The 17649-nt window shown below is 38.2% G+C and carries 14 protein-coding genes; 13 read left to right on the top strand and 1 reads right to left on the bottom strand.

Annotated features, from left to right (window positions below; translation table 11 throughout):
- The first annotated feature begins 113 nt into the window (after positions 1-113).
- From accD to F1560_RS15635, 5 genes are all read left to right on the top strand, one after another.
- Positions 114-968: an acetyl-CoA carboxylase, carboxyltransferase subunit beta gene (gene accD, locus F1560_RS15655; RefSeq protein WP_149475582.1), complete on the top strand. Its 855-nt coding sequence runs from the start codon at positions 114-116 to the stop codon at positions 966-968.
- Position 969: 1 nt separating this feature from the next.
- On the top strand, positions 970-1926 hold the full coding sequence (accA, locus tag F1560_RS15650) for an acetyl-CoA carboxylase carboxyl transferase subunit alpha (RefSeq protein ID WP_149475581.1): 957 nt from the start codon (positions 970-972) through the stop codon (positions 1924-1926).
- Positions 1927-2395: 469 nt separating this feature from the next.
- The gene (gene pfkA, locus F1560_RS15645) at positions 2396-3355 is read left to right on the top strand and encodes a 6-phosphofructokinase (protein ID WP_149475580.1); all 960 of its coding nucleotides are present in this window, start codon (positions 2396-2398) and stop codon (positions 3353-3355) included.
- A 73-nt stretch (positions 3356-3428) separates the two neighbouring features.
- Positions 3429-5189, top strand: a complete 1761-nt coding sequence (gene pyk / locus F1560_RS15640; RefSeq protein ID WP_149475579.1) for a pyruvate kinase — start codon at positions 3429-3431, stop codon at positions 5187-5189.
- Between the two features lie 151 nt (positions 5190-5340).
- Complete coding sequence (locus F1560_RS15635) at positions 5341-5730, top strand: FxsA family protein (protein WP_149475578.1); 390 nt, start codon at positions 5341-5343, stop codon at positions 5728-5730.
- A 5-nt stretch (positions 5731-5735) separates the two neighbouring features.
- On the opposite strand, the gene ytvI is transcribed toward F1560_RS15635, so the two are convergent.
- Positions 5736-6842: a sporulation integral membrane protein YtvI gene (gene ytvI / locus F1560_RS15630; RefSeq protein ID WP_149475577.1), complete on the bottom strand. Its 1107-nt coding sequence runs from the start codon at positions 6840-6842 to the stop codon at positions 5736-5738.
- 405 nt (positions 6843-7247) lie between these two features.
- Here ytvI and citZ point away from each other — a divergent pair, with 405 nt between their 5' ends.
- From citZ to coaE, 8 genes are all read left to right on the top strand, one after another.
- Positions 7248-8369: a citrate synthase gene (citZ, locus tag F1560_RS15625; protein ID WP_149475576.1), complete on the top strand. Its 1122-nt coding sequence runs from the start codon at positions 7248-7250 to the stop codon at positions 8367-8369.
- A gap of 70 nt (positions 8370-8439) precedes the next feature.
- Positions 8440-9714, top strand: a complete 1275-nt coding sequence (icd, locus tag F1560_RS15620; protein WP_149475575.1) for an NADP-dependent isocitrate dehydrogenase — start codon at positions 8440-8442, stop codon at positions 9712-9714.
- 203 nt (positions 9715-9917) lie between these two features.
- Positions 9918-10856 (top strand): malate dehydrogenase, encoded by a 939-nt coding sequence (gene mdh / locus F1560_RS15615; RefSeq protein ID WP_149475574.1) that lies wholly within the window; start codon positions 9918-9920, stop codon positions 10854-10856.
- Positions 10857-11087: 231 nt separating this feature from the next.
- Complete coding sequence (locus F1560_RS15610; protein ID WP_149475573.1) at positions 11088-11780, top strand: response regulator transcription factor; 693 nt, start codon at positions 11088-11090, stop codon at positions 11778-11780.
- Positions 11780-13144: a two-component system histidine kinase PnpS gene (gene pnpS, locus F1560_RS15605; protein WP_149475720.1), complete on the top strand. Its 1365-nt coding sequence runs from the start codon at positions 11780-11782 to the stop codon at positions 13142-13144. The genes F1560_RS15610 and pnpS overlap by 1 nt, the downstream gene beginning before the upstream one ends.
- 193 nt (positions 13145-13337) lie before the next feature.
- Positions 13338-15980 (top strand): DNA polymerase I, encoded by a 2643-nt coding sequence (gene polA, locus F1560_RS15600; RefSeq protein WP_149475572.1) that lies wholly within the window; start codon positions 13338-13340, stop codon positions 15978-15980.
- Positions 15981-15994: 14 nt separating this feature from the next.
- A complete protein-coding gene (mutM, locus tag F1560_RS15595) occupies positions 15995-16822 on the top strand; it encodes a DNA-formamidopyrimidine glycosylase (RefSeq protein WP_149475571.1) in 828 nt (275 codons plus the stop codon).
- A gap of 13 nt (positions 16823-16835) precedes the next feature.
- Complete coding sequence (gene coaE / locus F1560_RS15590; protein WP_149475570.1) at positions 16836-17435, top strand: dephospho-CoA kinase; 600 nt, start codon at positions 16836-16838, stop codon at positions 17433-17435.
- Positions 17436-17649 lie beyond the last annotated feature (214 nt).

Genomic DNA, 17649 nt, shown 5'->3' with positions numbered 1-17649 from the left:
TTTCCTCGACTGTTTTTGACACTCTTTTTAAATAGAAGCCGTTATGATGTATAAAATGAATTTAAAAAGGTACATACTATTCTGTTGATGTAAGTTGTGAAGGGGGAATTACCTTGCTTAAAGACCTTTTTAGCAAGAGAAGAAAGTACGCAAGCCTTCCAAGTGAACAATCAAAAATTGATGTTCCCGAAGGGCTTATGCAAAAATGCCGTGGTTGTAATAAAATATATTATCGTAAAGAAATGAAGAAGTCCTTGAGTGTTTGTCCAAATTGTGGCTATCATCATCCAATGACAGCATGGGAGCGGATTGATAGTTTATTTGATGAAGGAAGCTTTCAAGAATGGGACAAGGGTATAACTTCAGGGAACCCGCTCGGATTTCCTGGTTATGAAGAGAAGATTGCGAAGGATCGTGAGAAAACAGCATTAAATGAAGGAGTAGTTACTGGTAAAGGTACGATTGCCGATCATCCGGTTGCTTTTGCTGTGATGGATTCTAGTTTCCGTATGGGAAGTATGGGATCTGCGATGGGTGAGAAAATTGCCCGTGCTATTGAAAATGCGAAAGAAGAATCGATCCCCTTTATTATTTTTACTGCTTCTGGTGGTGCTCGGATGCAAGAAGGCGTACTGAGTTTAATGCAAATGGCAAAAACGTCGATTGCCATTAAACGGTTCAGTGATGCAGGTGGATTAATGATTTCTGTCATGACTCACCCAACGACTGGTGGTGTCTCCGCGAGCTTTGCTTCCATCGGAGATTATAATTTCGCAGAACCGGGCGCATTAATTGGGTTTGCGGGAAGAAGAATTATTGAACAGACAATTCGTGAAAAATTACCGGACGACTTCCAAACTGCAGAATTTCAATTAAAACATGGTCAATTAGATAAAGTAATCCACCGCCATGACATGAAAGAATTGCTTTCCAAGCTGGTTGCCATGCACAGAAGGGAAGTGAAATAAAGTGAATCAAATACTTGAATTTGAAAAGCCAATCGTAAATTTAAGAGAGAAAATAAACGAACTGAAGAATTTCACAGAGAATAGTGAGATTGATTTGACAGCGGAAATTGAAACGTTGGAAAAGCGACTTGCCATTCTAGAGAATGATATTTATGGCAATTTGAAACCTTGGGATCGTGTACAAATGGCTCGTCATCCAATGCGCCCAACGACGAAGGACTATATTGATAAGCTATTCACCGATTTTATTGAATTTCATGGTGATCGCTTTTTTGGAGACGACGAAGCAATTGTGGCAGGTATTGCTTATTATAACGAAATGCCGGTAACGGTTATTGGACATCAGCGTGGAAAAGATACGAAAGAAAATATTCGTCGAAACTTTGGGATGCCGCATCCAGAAGGATATCGAAAAGCGTTGCGCCATATGAAACAAGCAGAGAAATTCAATCGTCCAATCATTTGCTTTATCGACACAAAGGGAGCTTATCCAGGCAGAGCTGCTGAGGAACGCGGGCAAAGCGAAGCAATAGCGAAGAATTTAATGGAAATGGCTGGGTTAACGGTGCCAATCGTTTGTATCGTTATCGGTGAAGGTGGAAGTGGTGGGGCACTTGCACTTGGTGTTGGCGACCGTATTCTTATGCTTGAGAACTCAACGTACTCCGTTATTTCACCCGAAGGTGCCGCTGCGCTTTTATGGAAAGATGCAGGCCTTGCACAGCGTGCCGCAGAAACAATGAAAATAACATCCTATGACTTGAAAAAATTAGGCATTGTTGACCACATTATTCCAGAGCCAAAAGGCGGCGCACATCGTAACTTGGAGCAGCAAGCAGCGTATATGGATGAAGTGTTAAAGCAATCCCTAGCCAATCTTCAGTCATCAACAGAAGATGAATTAATCGAGAAGAGATGGGAAAAATATAAGCAAATGGGTGAATTTGAAATCATATAGTATGTGTTCAATAGGAGGATAAAAAGGACTAAGGCCGGCTAAAATCGCAATGTCCTGGGGCGGAGATTTCTCATCCCATCGAAAAGCTTTGTTGTAATGCCGACACTAGCATTTTTGAGATTCGAGACGGCAGAGCTACGGCGGGTGGAACGTATGCAGTTAATACGTGAGCAGCGTGCTTGTACAGGATGTGGTGACATTTACATTACCCATAGGACGTGCCGGCAATTAGTTGAAGCTCCTCTCTCTCTCGATGTGTCATTTTTAACCGACTTTTAGAACCTTCTCGTATAAACTGTATTAGTTGAGGCTGATATTTTATAGTATCAGTCTCTTATTTTAATGTTAAAAATATAAAATTCTCTTTAATTAACACGATATTAATTGCTATTTACGCTGTTTTTATTTATCTTTAAAGGGTATAGTACAGTTATAGAGTAAATATTGTTTGACTAGAGGTGAAATACAAATGAAGAAAATAGGTGTATTGACAAGCGGTGGGGATGCCCCTGGCATGAACGCTGCAATCCGTGCTGTTGTCAGAAAAGCGATTTATCATAATTTGGAAGTGTATGGGATTAAGAATGGATTTCAAGGTCTCATGGAAGGTAATATAGAACAAATGAATCTTGGTTCAGTAGGAGATATTATTCAACGCGGTGGTACGATTTTATTCTCGGCTCGCAGTGAAGAATTTAAAACAGCAGAAGGTCAAGAGCGAGGAATCGAACAATTAAAGAAGTTTGGTATTGAAGGTCTTATCGTTATCGGTGGCGATGGAAGCTTCCGTGGTGCACAAAAATTAACAGAAAAAGGCTTTCCATGTATTGGTGTGCCTGGAACAATTGATAATGATATTTCCGGTACGGACTTTACAATTGGATTTGATACGTCGTTGAATACTATTATCGAGGCAGTTGATAAAGTGCGTGATACAGCAACATCGCATGAGCGCACATATATCATTGAAGTAATGGGAAGAGATGCTGGTGACTTAGCGCTTTGGGCTGGTCTAGCTGGTGGAGCAGAAAGTATTCTTATTCCAGAGAAGAAAGAAGACTTTGAAGATATTGTTGATCGTTTAAAACGAGGTCATGACCGCGGTAAGAAGCATAGTATTATACTTTTAGCTGAGGGTGTTGGAAGTGGTATTGACTTTGGCGATCGTATTCAAGAAACAACGAAACTTGAAACTCGTGTTACTGTGCTAGGCTATATCCAGCGTGGAGGATCACCGACAGCAACAGACCGTGTGCTAGCTAGCAGATTAGGTGCTAAAGCTGTTGAATTACTAATGGCGAACCAAGGCGGTAAGATGGTTGGGATTCAAAATAATAACTTGGTGAATTATCCATTTGATGAAATTTTTGCACAATCCCATACGATTAATGAAGAAATGTACAACCTTTCGAAAGAGTTATCTATCTAACCGAGAAGGGTTGCAGTTAAAGCATTGTTTTTTAAATAAACTATGTATAACAATCAGGGAGGAAGAAAATTAAATGAGAAATACTAAAATCGTTTGTACGATTGGACCTGCTTCTGAGACAGTAGAAACATTAGAAAGATTAATTGATGCAGGAATGAACGTAGCTAGACTTAACTTTTCCCATGGCGATTTCCAAGAACATGGTGCTCGTATCAAAAACATCAGAGAAGCTGCCGAAAATAAAAATAAAACTGTTGCAATTTTATTGGATACGAAAGGTCCAGAAATAAGAACAGGTAATTTTAGAGATGGTTTTGCTGATCTTGAACAAGGACAGACAGTTGTTATTTCCATGAATGAAGTGGAAGGGACTGCTGAGAAGTTTTCCGTTACTTATGACGGTTTAGTACATGATGTACATCCAGGTTCGAAAATTTTACTTGATGATGGACTAATTGAGTTAGAAGTTATCGAAGTAAATACAAATGCTGGTGAAATTGTAACCAAGGCATTAAATGCGGGTGTCATCAAAAATAAAAAAGGTGTAAACGTTCCAAACGTTTCGGTGAATTTACCTGGAATTACAGAGAAGGATACGGCTGATATTCTATTCGGAATTGAGCAAGGCGTTGACTTCATCGCTGCTTCATTTGTTAGGCGCGCATCTGATGTCCTTGAAATTAAAGACGTATTAGAAAAGAACAACGGATCACATATTCAAATTATCCCTAAAATTGAAAACCAAGAAGGTGTCGACAATATCGACAGTATTCTAGAGGTTAGTGAGGGGCTAATGGTTGCACGTGGAGACCTTGGTGTAGAAATCCCAGCTGAGGACGTTCCACTTGTACAAAAAGAGCTTATTAAAAAATGTAACAATGCAGGTAAGCCGGTTATTACTGCTACGCAAATGCTTGATTCGATGCAACGTAATCCTCGTCCAACAAGAGCAGAAGCATCTGACGTTGCGAATGCAATTTTTGACGGAACGGATGCAATCATGCTTTCTGGAGAAACGGCTGCTGGAACATATCCTGTCGAATCCGTGCAAACAATGAGTAATATTGCGTTGAAGGCAGAGTCCGCATTAGAACATAAATCCATTTTAAATGAACGTTCAAAAAATGTGGATATGACGATCACAGATGCCATTAGTCAATCCGTAACACATACGGCGATGAATTTAGATGTTGACACAATTATTACACCAACTGAAAGTGGACATACTGCAAGAATGATTTCCAAATATCGTCCGAAGGCTTCCATTTTAGCTGTTACATCTGCTGCACATGTAAATCGTCAGCTTTCCCTTGTTTGGGGTGTGCATCCAGTGATTGGTAAACACACAAATACGACAGACGAAATGCTAGACGTTGCGATTGACAAAGCATTAAGTACAAACATGTGTAGACGTGGTGGCAGAGTTATTATAACAGCTGGTGTTCCAGTAGGTGAAAGTGGTACAACGAATTTCTTTAAAGTTCATGTTATTGGCGATGTAATCGCTAAAGGACAAGGTATCGGTAAACGTACAGCATATGGTAGAGTTGTGTTTGCAAAGTCAAATGAAGAAGCTCTAACAAAAGTAGAAGAGGGAGATATTTTTGTTACTTACGGTACGGAGCGTGAAATGATGCCGGCAATTGAAAAAGCTGCTGCAATTATTACGGAAGAAGGCGGTTTAACGTCTCATGCTGCAGTTGTTGGCTTGAGCTTAGGCATTCCGGTAATTGTTGGCGTTAAAGATGTCTTCACGGTGCTTGAGGAAGGCTCTGATATTACGGTAGATGGTGCAAAAGGTGATATTTATAAAGGACATGCAAGTGTGCTTTAAACCAGTACATGTATCCATTAAATAACTTTATTCTAGAAATAGAAGCTGGCAAAAAATGTCGGCTTCTATTTTTTTCAAAAGGGTTTCGTATCGTTTAAAAAAGAAGAATTTACGAATTCGTGATAAACTAGGTGAAGAAGGGAGAGTTTTCATGCGTTGGTTATTCCTATTACTACTATTCATTCCAGCAATGGAAATTGGTGTGTTTATATGGGTAGGTGGCATCATCGGTCCATGGTGGGTAGTAGGCCTTATTATTTTAACTGGTGCTCTAGGAATCCTCATTGCCAGACACCAGGGAATGGATACGTGGAAGCGAGCCCAGATGCGAATAAGTCAAGGTCAACCACCAACTGAAGAACTGTTGGATGGTATTTGCATATTAATTGGTTCCGTATTTTTATTGGCACCAGGGTTCATTACGGACACAGTTGGTCTTATTTTAGTGCTTCCTTTCACGAGACAGCTATTCAAAAACTGGATTCGTTTGCTCATGCTTAAAATGGCGAAAAGTGGGACGGTTATTTACCGAAAATGGTAGATTATTTAGCCACGAATAAAATTCCATAGCGCTTGGAAAATGCCTGCTTGATAGATAGCATTCCCTAAAACAGTGAATATTGGTGCAACTAAGAGTCCTGCAATTCCCCATAACTGAATGCCAACAAACATCGTTGTCAGTACGATAAGTGGGTGAATACCAATATTCGATGATAGTATTTTTGGTTCAAGAATTTGCCTTGAAATAATAACGATCATATAAAGAACTGTAATCCCAATCGTAAGGGAATAGTCAGCTACAGCATATAAGTAAATGATCCAAGGAATGAAAATGATACCTGTCCCAAGGTAAGGGATTAAGTCGACAGCAGCAGCTATAAGAGCGATGGTTAATGCATGCTCTACTCGAAGAATTAGTAGTCCAGTGAGTATAAGACATGCTGAAATAAAGATCAGAAACAGCTGTGCCCGTAAATATCCAGTAACTGCAAGCTTAATATAATGAAAAAGCTGATTAGTCGATTGCCTAGTTTTTTCAGGTAACATACGCGAAGCGATTCGTTTAATGTTTTCTAAATCATTCGTCATCATAAAAGTAGCTAACAGAATAAATGTCAGTGTTGTTAAAGAACCAGGGACGACCGCAAGAATTTCAGGGATTTTAGCTAAACTATTTTGCAGCATGTCTGTACCAGTTGACGTTATAAAGTCTGTGAACGAGCGAATATAGCTTTGTATTGTAGCCTGCTGCTGCTCATCAAGCGAATGAAAAAAAGAAATGATTTTTTCATATAGCGGAAGGATATTCGTGTTGAAAAAAGATTCTAAAAATAAAACGAATGTTTGGATGTATTCCGGAATTTGCACGGCTAGAAAGGCAGTTCCTTGGTACACCTCTGTAATAATTAATAACACGATACCAACAAAAAACAGGAATAAACCGAGCATAACAACGGTAATAGCAAGCGGCCTTGGGAACTTGAACTTCGATTCAAAAAAGACGACTAATGGATGTATAAGCAAGGACAGTATGCATGTAAGCAGTATTGGGTAGATAAATTTGAAAGTGTGCACAAAAATAAGGTAGACTGTAAATAGAGCACCAAGTACAATCAAAAATCGGATCAATTGTAGTAGATTATATTTTTGCATTGGAAAGCTCCCCCAATTTAACGACTAGAAATTGCAAACACGTGAAAGCCTGTACTATAGTTACATATGATAAAAACCGTTGAAATAGACATGGATTTTCTAAATATGATTGAAAAATTTGATTCGCGACTAAAAACCGATAACTATCGGAAGAACGAGGTCAAAAAATTAAAATGTTAAACGGTTTCAATTCACTTTCTAGTCATAATACTTTATAATAGATTTGGGCTAGACAATAATAGAATACTTTATTCAAATAGTAGACTTATGTACAGGGGTGAATGTAAACTACTATTACCGCTAAAATTCGTAATAACTAGATTATTGTGATGGTTATTATTGTCGTTAGAATTGTACATTTGTTTCAAATGCTACAATTAATTTTAAAAAAGGAGAGGGTTTACTATGGCAACATCTACAAAGGGGTTAGAAGGTATTGTCGCAACTCAATCGTCCATCAGTTCCATTATAGATGATCAGCTATCTTATGTAGGCTATCGAATTGATGACTTAGCTGAGCATGCAAGTTTTGAAGAGGTTATTTATTTACTATGGAATCTGAAGCTTCCGACAAAAACAGAATTGGAAGCGGTGAAGCAGGAACTGGCCAAAAACATGGAAGTTCCAGAGGGGATTATAGATCATTTGCGTTCCTATGATTTATCAACTGTCCATCCGATGGCAGCATTGCGTACTGCTGTTTCTTTACTTGGATTATATGATGAAGAAGCAGATGTAATGGAACCAGAAGCGAATAAACGAAAAGCAATTCGCATTCAAGCCAAAATCGCTACAATTGTTGCTGCGTTTTCGAGAATTCGTAATGGACAAGAGCCGGTGAAGCCGAAAGCAGACCTTGGCTATTCAGAGAATTTTCTATATATGCTTAATGGAAAAGAAGCAGATGCGATTGAAATAGAAGCTATCAACAAGGCACTCGTCCTGCATGCTGACCATGAGCTAAATGCATCAACGTTTACAGCAAGAGTTTGTGTTGCAACACTATCAGACATTTATTCTGGTATTACTGCTGCAGTCGGTGCTTTAAAAGGACCATTGCACGGTGGCGCAAATGAAAATGTAATGAAAATGCTGAGTGAAATTGGCGAAGAAGAAAATGCCATTCCATATATTGAGAAAAAATTAGCTAATAAAGAAAAAATTATGGGTATGGGGCATCGTGTATATCGTAATGGTGATCCACGTGCAAAACATTTAAGAGAAATGTCGAAGCAATTAACGACATTGACCAAGCAAGAGAAATGGTACAATATGTCTGTTAAAATTGAAGATTATATAAAAGAAAATAAGGGTCTTCCAGCGAACGTAGATTTCTACAGTGCATCTGTTTATCATAGCTTAGGAATTGACCATGACTTATTTACGCCAATTTTTGCTGTTAGCCGTACATCAGGCTGGTTAGCACACATTTTGGAACAGTACGATAATAATCGTCTGATTCGTCCACGCGCTGAATATATTGGTCCTGACTTGCAGGATTATGTCGAATTAAGCAAACGTGGCTAATAATTGCTATCAAGAATAAAGCTGGGTAATCCAGCTATTCTTATTGAATAAATTTAGGAGGTATTTTTTAATGGCACAAGGGGAAAAAATTATCGTAGAAAATGGGAAAATGAATGTACCAAACAATCCAATCATTCCTTTCATCGAAGGAGACGGTACTGGTCCAGATATCTGGTCAGCAGCAAGAGAAGTTATTGAAGCTGCAGTAGAAAAAGCATACAATGGCGAGAAGGAAATTGATTGGCTAGAAGTATATGCTGGTCAAAAGGCCTTTGATAAAACTGGTGAATGGCTACCACAAGATACATTAGATAAAATTAATGAATATAAAATTGCAATTAAAGGACCATTAACAACTCCAATTGGTGGAGGAATTCGTTCGTTGAACGTTGCACTTCGTCAAGAGCTTGATTTATTTACTTGTCTTCGTCCGGTACGTTATTTCGAAGGTGTACCATCACCTGTTAAACGTCCAGAAGATGTAGATATGGTTATTTTCCGTGAAAATACGGAAGACATTTATGCTGGAATCGAATGGCAAAAAGGTTCCGATGAAGTGAAAAAAGTAATTGAATTTTTAAAGACTGAAATGGGTGTGAATAAAGTTCGTTTCCCTGAAACGTCTGGAATTGGTATTAAGCCGGTTTCTGAAGAAGGAACAAAACGTCTTGTTCGTTCAGCGATTGAATATGCATTAACGGAAGGACGTAAAAGTGTTACTTTAGTACATAAAGGTAACATCATGAAATTTACAGAAGGCGCATTTAAGAACTGGGGCTATGAAGTAGCTGAAGAAGAGTTCGGTGATAAAGTATTTACATGGGCTGAATACGATCGCTTAGTTGAAGCAGAAGGTAAGGACGCTGCAAATAAAGCACAGGATGATGCAATCGCTGCAGGTAAAATCCTTGTTAAAGATGCAATTGCAGATATTTTCCTTCAACAAATTTTAACTCGCCCTAAAGAGTTTGATGTTGTTGCAACAATGAACCTAAATGGTGATTATATTTCCGATGCACTTGCAGCACAAGTTGGCGGAATCGGTATTGCTCCAGGAGCGAACATTAACTATGATACGGGTCATGCGATTTTCGAAGCTACACATGGTACTGCTCCGAAATATGCAGGACTTGATAAAGTAAATCCTTCATCTGTTATCCTTTCAGCAGTATTGATGCTTGAGCATCTTGGATGGAGAGAAGCGGCTGATTTAATTACAAATTCTATGGATAAAACAATTGCTTCTAAAGTAGTAACGTACGATTTCGCACGTCTGATGGATGGCGCAACAGAAGTTAAATGCTCCGAATTTGGTAAAGAATTAATCAAGAATATGGCTAAGTAATACGGACAAAAGCAAAAGCCCCCGGTTAGCGATGTACGGACTGCATCTCCGAACTATGGAGGTGAGGGAAGTCTCGCTGGGGGCTGGAGCTGGGCGTGACATAACGGTGGCGAATAGAGCGAAGAGTTTTCTATTCGCCAATCGTTATGAACGTATTACAAGTGATTCTAATCTGTTAATCTACAATAAAGGGGATATGTACGATGGGGTTACAAAGAAAAAAGATTTCAGTTATTGGGTCAGGCTTTACTGGTGCGACAACAGCATTAATGATTGCACAAAAAGAGCTTGGTGATGTTGTATTAGTAGACATTCCAAGCATGGAAGACCCTACAAAAGGGAAAGCACTTGATATGGCAGAGGCAGCGCCTGTTCAAGGATTTGATGCAAAAATCATCGGTACTTCAAACTACGAAGATACAAAAGACTCGGATCTTGTTATTATTACTGCAGGTATTGCACGTAAACCAGGGATGAGTCGTGATGACTTAGTGAATACGAATGCGAAAATCATGAAAGCAGTCGCAAAAGATATTGTGAAATATTCTCCAGATACAACGATTATTGTATTAACGAACCCAGTTGATGCGATGACATATACGGTATTTAAAGAATCTGGTTTACCAAAAGAGCGTGTAATTGGTCAATCCGGAGTCCTTGATACGGCTCGTTTCCGTACGTTTGTAGCAGAAGAATTAAACCTATCTGTTAAAGATGTGACTGGATTTGTGCTTGGTGGACATGGAGATGATATGGTTCCATTAATTCGTTATTCTTATGCAGGCGGGATTCCGCTAGAAAACTTAATTTCCAAGGAACGGTTGGATGAAATTGTACAACGTACGCGTACTGGTGGGGGAGAAATCGTCAACCTATTAGGGAACGGAAGTGCATACTACGCACCAGCTGCTTCTCTAACCGTTATGGCTGAAGCAATCTTGAAAGATCAGCGTCGTGTTATTCCTGCAATTGCTTATCTTGAGGGAGAATACGGCTATCATAATATTTACCTTGGTGTACCTACAATCCTCGGTGGAAAAGGTCTTGAAGAAATTATTGAATTAGACTTAACGGCTGAAGAAAAAGCAGCACTTGATAAATCAGCTGATTCCGTTAAAAATGTACTTGGTGTATTAAACTAAAACGATACTTATAGAAAAAGCTCCGGCTACCATCATGTAGCCGGGGCTTTTGGCGTTTATTATCCTCGTAAATAAAAAAATGGCTATCTTTCTGCGCATAAAATGAACTAATTATACGGAAACTATTGTAAAATTTTGTTTACAAACCCTTATTCATTATGTGTTTTCTGTTAATAATGATAAGATAAATAAGAGTATAAATATTATCGTAGTAAAATGGGGGATGTTCAAATGAGTCAGAAGGTATTAATTGTAGATGACGAAAAACCAATAGTAACGCTACTAGACTATAATATTAAAAATGCTGGTTTTCAAACGGACGTTGCCTATGATGGAAAAGAAGCAGTTATTAAATGTGAATCAAATGAATACGATCTAATTGTATTGGATTTAATGCTTCCAGAAATGGATGGTATGGCAGTGTGTAAGCATCTACGAATGAATAAAATCGAAACTCCAATTTTGATGCTAACAGCAAAGGATGAAGAATTTGATAAAGTGCTAGGCTTGGAGTTAGGAGCAGATGATTATTTAACAAAGCCATTTAGCCCGAAAGAAGTTGTCGCTCGAATTAAAGCTATTTTAAGAAGAAGCATGCGAAATGATAAGCCAAACTTTAGTTCATTGAAAATTGGTAGCTTGACCATCTATCCAGAACGCTATGAAGCAGAAATGGATTCAAATGTCATTACATTTACGAGAAAAGAGTTTGAGCTATTGTTCCATCTTGCGAAAAACAAAGGGAAGGTTATTTCTAGGGACCAACTACTAAGCAGTGTTTGGGATTATGATTTCGTTGGTGATACAAGAATCGTTGATGTCCATATTAGCCATCTTAGAGATAAAATAGAACCAAATACCAAAAAACCAGTATATATAAAAACCGTAAGAGGGCTTGGATATAAATTGGAGGATCCTTCTTGATGAAAGTGTTATTTTCAGCACCTATCCGTCCTTATATGCTCGCAGTTCTCATGAGTTTTATAATTATTGGTGTTATATTATTTCAATCAGCAGATGAGCCGATCGTTATAATCGCAGTTCTGTTTTTTGAATTTATCATTATACAAATTATAATGTTCCTATTGTATACGAATTACGTAAAGCCGGTTCAAAAAGCAACTCGCACGATTGATGAATTTATTAGAGGAAATTTTAATGCAAGATTTCATAACTCTTCCAATGAAGCAATTGAAGAACTGAGCTATAAAGTTAATACACTAGCAAGGAATATGAGTGCGATATCCATGCAGGAACAGATGCAATCTGAGCAGTTATCGACTTTAATTGATAGTATACAAAGTGGTCTTGTATTAATTGACGAAAAAGGATTTATCCATGTTGTGAACCGAAAATTCATTTCCATGTTTGGCAAAACGGAAAAGGAATATCGGGGGCACCTTTATTACGAGGTACTAGAAAATGAAAGTATTCATGAAACAGTTCAAAAAACGTTTTTATATGAACGGAATATAAAAGAAACATTCACGCAAACGCATGGATTGGATAAAAGTTATTTCGAAATTGTTGGAGCCCCGATTTTTAATGAACGAAATCTATTAAAGGGTGCCGTATTAGTTCTTCACGACATTACAGAACTAAAGAAAATGGAGAAGACGAGAAAAGATTTCGTCGCGAATGTTTCACATGAGCTACGTACTCCGATTACTTCTATCAAGGGTTTTTCAGAAACATTGTTGGATAGTGGTGAAAACAAAGATGAAACGACGAAGGAATTCCTCGGAATTATTTACCATGAAAGTCATCGTCTCCAATTGTTAATTGAAGATTTATTATCCTTATCCAAACTTGAGAAGGATGGATTTCGTCTCGTTCTTCATACTTTTAAGGCAAAAGAGCTAATTGAAGAAGTCATACCTGCATTAAAACATAAAGCAGTAGAGAAACAGTTACACCTATCGATAAGTGTTGATGAAGAAACGGAAATGAAAGCCGATAAGGAACGTATTAAACAGGTTATCGTGAATTTATTAGACAATGCCATTCACTATACACCAGAAAACGGAAATGTTGAGCTTTGTCTTGATTCCACAACTGATTTTATTCATATTAAAGTAGCTGATACTGGCATTGGGATTGATCAAAAATCAATACCTCGAATTTTTGAAAGGTTTTATCGAGTAGATAAGGCGCGCAGTAGAAATACAGGTGGAACAGGCCTTGGGTTAGCGATTGTGAAGCATATTGTTGAAGTGCACGAAGGGAAGATAGAAGTTGAAAGTGAAGTAAATCAAGGGACTACCATTCATGTATATTTACCGAAATAAACATCCTCACGTTAGAGAGGATGTTTTTGTTCGTTAGACAGTTAAAAACTGCCAATCTACATAACAGTAATGAAAATATCGATACAAGGGATGGAGAAATCCCGCGTTTTTTACTCGTAACGTCTTATTTTTTTCCTTTCTTTATTTACAATGATAAAATGAGGAGAGCAAAGCTATTTATTTGGAGGTTACCATGACAAAAAAATTAGTATTAATTGATGGCAACAGTATTATTTACCGGGCATTTTTTGCATTGCCTCTTTTGAATAACGATAAGGGTGTTTATACGAATGCGGTTTATGGTTTTACGACAATGCTGCTTCGCCTTTTAGAAGAAGAGAAGCCGACCCACTTACTCGTAGCCTTTGATGCGGGGAAAACAACATTTCGTCATGCGACGTATAAAGAATACAAGGGTGGCCGTCAGAAAACACCGCCTGAGCTATCCGAGCAGTTCCCAGTACTTAAGGAACTACTTGATGCATTTCAAATTAAGCATTACCAACTGGAACAATATGAAGCGGATGATATTATCGGGACGTTATCTAGACAAGGAAATGAAGAAGGCTGGGAAGTAACGGTTATTTCTGGAGATAAGGATATGCTACAACTCGTTTCAGACCATGTATCTGTACATGTTACGAAAAAAGGGATTAGCGATATCGAAAAGTATACACCTAGTTATATGCTCGAAAAAATGGAAGTTACTCCAGAACAGATTATTGATTTAAAATCGCTTATGGGTGACAGCTCCGATAATATTCCAGGAGTTCCTGGTGTTGGTCAAAAGACAGCAACGAAGTTAATCAAACAATACGGTACATTAGAAGCAGTGTATCAGCATTTAGATGATGTAAGTGGCAAGAAATTAAAAGAAAACCTCACGAACCATCAATCAGATGCATTGATGAGTAAGGAGCTTGTCACAATCAATCGTCAATCTCCTATTGAAATAGGGATTCAGGATGTCGCCTATAACGGTTTTGAGCAGTCGGAAGTTAGTGCTGTATTTAAAGACCTCGGTTTTCAGTCGCTATTAAATCGTATTTCCGATGAAACAATAGAAGCTGATGAAGAGCATGTGACAGCAATGAAAGATATCGTGTATACGATCGTAGACGATATCACCGAATCGATGCTTACGGATGATGCGTCAATGGTAATTGAAATGCTTCATGATAATTATCATCAAGCAGAAATCGATGGCTTTGGGATTGTGAATGAACAAGGAACTTATTTTATTCGTACAGCTACTGCTTTACAATCTGAATTATTTAAAAGCTGGATTGAGGATGGCACGAAGAAGAAAACGGTGTTCGATGCGAAAAAAACAACGGTCGCATTGCTGAGAAATGGCATGCATATGAATGGAATAACATTTGACATGCTGCTTGGATCCTATTTGCTCAACCCTGCTGAAAACAATCATGATATTCCAGCAATCGGTAATCGTATGGGAAAAACCGATGTGTTGTTTGACGAGGAAGTATATGGGAAAGGCGCCAAGCTAAAGCTTCCTGAAGAGTCTAAGCTTGCAGAGCATGTTGTTCGAAAAACGATGACGATGCATGTGTTAAGGGATGAGATGATTAAGGAATTGAAGGAGAATGAGCAATACGGGCTGTTAAAGGAATTGGAAATGCCGCTTGCCATTATTCTTGCTGAAATGGAGCATGTTGGTGTCCAGGTTGATATTAGCCGCCTAGAAGAAATGGGCGTCGACCTAAAAGACAGACTACAAACATTAGAGAAAGAAATACATGAGCTTGCTGAAGAGACATTTAATTTAAATTCTCCGAAGCAGCTTGGCCCTATTTTATTTGAAAAATTACAGCTGCCAGTGATCAAAAAAACAAAAACAGGTTATTCTACCGCTGCAGATGTATTAGAGCAACTGCAAAGTGAACATGAAATTATTCCAAAACTACTTTTATATCGACAGCTTGGCAAACTTCAATCGACTTACATTGAAGGACTGTTAAAAGTAGTAAAGAAAGATACAAATAAAATTCATACACGCTACAATCAGGCGTTGACGCAAACAGGAAGGCTTAGTTCCGTCGATCCTAATTTGCAAAACATCCCAATTCGTTTAGAGGAAGGTCGAAAAATAAGACAAGCTTTTGTACCGTCTAAGGATGGGTGGATCATGTTTGCAGCCGATTATTCGCAAATTGAACTGCGTGTGCTTGCACACATTGCGAATGATGAAAAGCTAGTGAAAGCTTTCCAAGAGGATGTTGATATTCATACACAGACAGCGATGGATGTGTTTCATGTAGAAAAAGATGAAGTTACATCGAATATGCGAAGACAAGCAAAAGCAGTTAACTTCGGTATCGTTTATGGAATTAGTGATTATGGACTATCCCAAAATCTAGGTATTACAAGAAAAGAAGCGAAGCAGTTTATTGAACGTTATTTTGAAAGCTATCCTGGTGTGAAGCAATACATGGAAGAAATTGTTCAGGAAGCAAAACATAAAGGGTATGTAACAACCTTAATGAATCGAAGAAGATACTTGCCAGAAATTACAAGTCGGAACTTTAATTTACGGAGCTTTGCGGAGCGAACAGCAATGAATACACCGATTCAAGGAAGTGCAGCAGACATTATTAAAAAAGCGATGATCGATCTAGATGGCAAGTTAAAGGAAGAAAAACTGCAGGCAAAAATACTATTGCAAGTACATGATGAATTAATTCTAGAAGCACCGAAGGAAGAAATAGATAAATTGAAAGAAATCGTACCAGAAATGATGGAGCAAACCGTTGCGTTAAATGTTCCACTAAAAGTAGATTATGAATATGGAGAAAACTGGTTCGATGCCAAATAAGGAGAAACGAAAGAATGCCAGAATTACCAGAAGTAGAGACAATAAAAAATACACTCAAACGATTTGTATTAGATAAAACGATTGACTCAGTAGATATACATTGGTCAAACATTATTAAAGAGCCGGATGATATTGAGCATTTTAAAACCTTGTTACAAGGTCAAACGATTCGAGAGCTCTCCAGAAAAGGAAAATTTTTATTGTTTTACCTCGATGATATCGTACTTGTTTCGCACTTACGCATGGAAGGGAAATATAGCGTACATGAGTCGAGTGAACCGATGAAGAAGCACACCCATGTTATTTTTCGCTTTACGAATGGGGAAGAGCTAAGATATAACGATGTTCGGAAATTTGGTACGATGCATGTGCATGCCAAAGGGAAGGAATTTTCGAATAAACCATTGAATCAGCTTGGTCCAGAACCATTTGATGAAGCATTTACTTTGGATTATTTCTATAAAAAGTTAAAAAAGACAGATCGCTACATTAAATCAGCATTATTGGATCAGACGATTGTTACTGGACTTGGCAATATTTATGTGGATGAAACATTATTCAGAGCCGGTATTCATCCATTAAAGCGATCAAGTAAGCTGACAAAGAAAGAAGTAAAAGCAATTCGAGAGCAAGCAATAAAAACGCTAGAAGAAGCTGTTCGTGCAGGTGGGACCACTATTCGTTCTTATGTGAATGGGCAGGGCGATATGGGAATGTTCCAACAAGAATTATATGTCTATGGGCAGGAAAATAAAGCATGCAAAAACTGTAATAAATCAATTACGAAGATGAAAATCGGCGGGCGTGGAACCCATATTTGTACGACATGTCAGAAGCTGTAAGAGGTGAGGAGTAATGGCGATCGTAATCGGCTTAACAGGAAGCATTGCGACAGGAAAAAGTACTGTCTCTCGAATGTTTGAAGACTTCCATATTCCAGTAGTGGATGCAGATAAAATTGCAAGAGAGGTCGTATATCCAGGTGAAAAAGCGTACGAATCGATTGTAGAAGCCTTTGGAGAATCCATTCTTCTTCCCGATAAGGAGCTCGACCGACCAGCTCTAGGTTCTATTATTTTTGCGGACGAATTAAAGCGTAAGCTTCTAAATAGCATTATCCATCCAGCGATTCGCGAAAGAATTTTTCAGCAGAAAGATGCTCATATTAAAGCTGGTGAGCGCTGTGTCGTGCTTGATATACCTTTATTATTTGAAGGGAATTATTCGAAAGTTGTTGATCGTACGATCGTTGTATCTGTGGATGAGTCTGTTCAATTGGAACGATTAATGCTACGTAATCAATTAACCGAGGAAGAGGCAAGAGAGCGAATAGAATCACAGCTTTCCATTACAGAGAAGACTAAGCTGGCGAGTGCTGTGATTGATAACAATGGAACGATTGCTGAATCACGCGAGCAATTAGAAAAAATTTTGAAATCATGGAACATATGTTAACAGAAAGACCCGGAGAATGGATAACCAATTTCCGGGTCTTTACTATTTATAAAAAAACAAACAATATATGTGAGTCTAACGCAATCCGATAAACAATTGGCAATTTCTTGTTTTAGAAAATAATTTTAATAAATCGTGTAAAATGTGCGACACAATTAAGCTGTAATGTGATATACTATTTAATATAAAACAGATTAAAAGTATAACATATATA

The sequence above is a fragment of the Oceanobacillus polygoni genome (genome assembly GCF_008304605.1).
GTDB lineage: Bacteria > Bacillota > Bacilli > Bacillales > Amphibacillaceae > Oceanobacillus > Oceanobacillus polygoni.
Note: the sequence above shows the minus strand (reverse complement) of the source record. Positions and strands in the feature narration are given on the sequence as shown.